Source organism: Commensalibacter sp. Nvir (assembly GCF_963921845.1).
Classification (GTDB): domain Bacteria; phylum Pseudomonadota; class Alphaproteobacteria; order Acetobacterales; family Acetobacteraceae; genus Commensalibacter.
Genome location: NZ_CAWUGZ010000145.1, coordinates 1 through 1582, shown reverse-complemented (window position 1 = coordinate 1582; position 1582 = coordinate 1). Strand labels below are relative to the sequence as shown.

Here is a 1582-nt window from a genome sequence, read left to right as displayed (position 1 = left end):
TCAGGGTCAACGGACGACCAAAACCTCAAAATGATTCTACAAAATAAGATGTCGCCGTCGTTGGTATCGAGCTTGTTCTCCGATCTTACGGGGATTGAGGACACGATGGTCATGGTGGTGAACTACGCCACTAATGGTTCTTTAATATTATCGGATGGCAACTTAATTGCGGGGAACATTGCAGACACCGTTCTCTCTTCAGGCCGACGTAAAAGCAACAGCTATCAATTCGTCTTTAATAACGTGACCAATCTGCAGGGTATCCAGACCGATGTCATGAGCTTGGTGACCAATATTGGAGGCTTGCTCTAATGGCCACCCTTAGTACCTTCTTGTCTGGGCTGGTCAGTAAAAGTACGTCGTTTGAATTGACGGATCTTAAGACGAATGAAACGGTTGATATAAAAACCACTGTAGTCAAAGACGCTAAGCTTACGTATGAGGCGACGTTAATGCAAAATCAAAACGAAATGGGAATGACCTTAACCGATAGTAAAATTATTAACGCTATGTCTATGCATATGACGGTGTTTTGTGATGATGGGGGATTCAAAAAACTTAATACCCTTTATAAAGGTATAAAAGCAAGAAAAACGTTATTTAGGGTTAAATTAAAAACCTTTATTATCGATAATGTCGTCCTTATGTCGTTATCTGAGGAGCAAACGTCTGAAATTCTAACTACGCATCAAGTAAGGTTGGTTTTTTCTGAAATCATGCTCAATCCAAGCCAAAGCAATACCAGTAAAAAACAAGATGGTGATAGCGATAGTGTGTATAGCACCATTAAACGACATCTCAATAAGGCTGAAAAGCAGGTCAAAGACTTGGTCAAAGGGATAGTTTAATGGCGAGCGTTACCAACTACTTGATGAATTTGTTAAAAAAAAACAACTCTTTCTCTATTACGGATCAACAGGGCAATTCATTAGTTACAGAATTAAAAATTATATCGGTGAGTATTACTGAAGAGGCTATTAGTTCTCGCCAGCCTATTAACTTAACGCAAAATGCTATTCGTCAAAAAACAAGGACAACGGTAACGGAAGCTGATCTCAATCACGCACGAGAGATTACCGTAACGTCAACAAAAATCAATCATGACGACGATATTTTATATACCAAAGTTATTCATCCTGCATCCTTGCGTATTTCGTGTTTGAGCTCAAGCGTAACCACCAATCTCCAACTCGTTCAATTGTTCAAAAATTGTGAAACGCTGTACACCATAACGTCCAGAACGGTTAAACTTAAGAACATGACGGTAACAGGATTAGAATTCAACATTGATCCTGAACATCTAAACGTTTATCCCGTGCAAATTGATTTGAAAGAAGTGTTTAGTCCCGACAAAACTTATTCGCCTTTAAAAGATGGCGATCAGGATGCCACAAGCCTGACCATAACCCCCCATTCAGTCTTGAACAAGGTGGAAGATCTCGCCAAAAGCATGGTCAAAAAACTCGGTTAATGTTTTTTTCGTGAATACGCGGTTTTATAAGTGATTTCGTGCTCACGTTTACCCACTGCAATAACAACGATAATGATTTCCTTCTCAATAACTTGGTAGACCAAGCGAAAT

Annotated in this window: 3 protein-coding genes; all 3 read left to right on the top strand. The window is 39.4% G+C overall.

Annotated features, from left to right (window positions below; translation table 11 throughout):
• A partial coding sequence (locus AABE15_RS09290) for a phage tail fiber protein (RefSeq protein WP_408870274.1) occupies positions 1-312 on the top strand: 312 nt, incomplete at its 5' end.
• The gene (locus AABE15_RS09220; RefSeq protein ID WP_338331004.1) at positions 312-848 is read left to right on the top strand and encodes a phage baseplate protein; all 537 of its coding nucleotides are present in this window, start codon (positions 312-314) and stop codon (positions 846-848) included. The genes AABE15_RS09290 and AABE15_RS09220, both read left to right, overlap by 1 nt.
• The gene (locus AABE15_RS09215; protein ID WP_338331003.1) at positions 848-1471 is read left to right on the top strand and encodes a hypothetical protein; all 624 of its coding nucleotides are present in this window, start codon (positions 848-850) and stop codon (positions 1469-1471) included. Before AABE15_RS09220 ends, AABE15_RS09215 begins: the two co-directional genes overlap by 1 nt.
• Positions 1472-1582 lie beyond the last annotated feature (111 nt).

Coding starts and splice junctions, on each gene's coding strand:
- AABE15_RS09220 (WP_338331004.1), top strand. CDS start 312: ATGGCCACCCTTAGTACCTTCTTGTCTGGGCTGGTCAGTAAAAGTACG.
- AABE15_RS09215 (WP_338331003.1), top strand. CDS start 848: ATGGCGAGCGTTACCAACTACTTGATGAATTTGTTAAAAAAAAACAAC.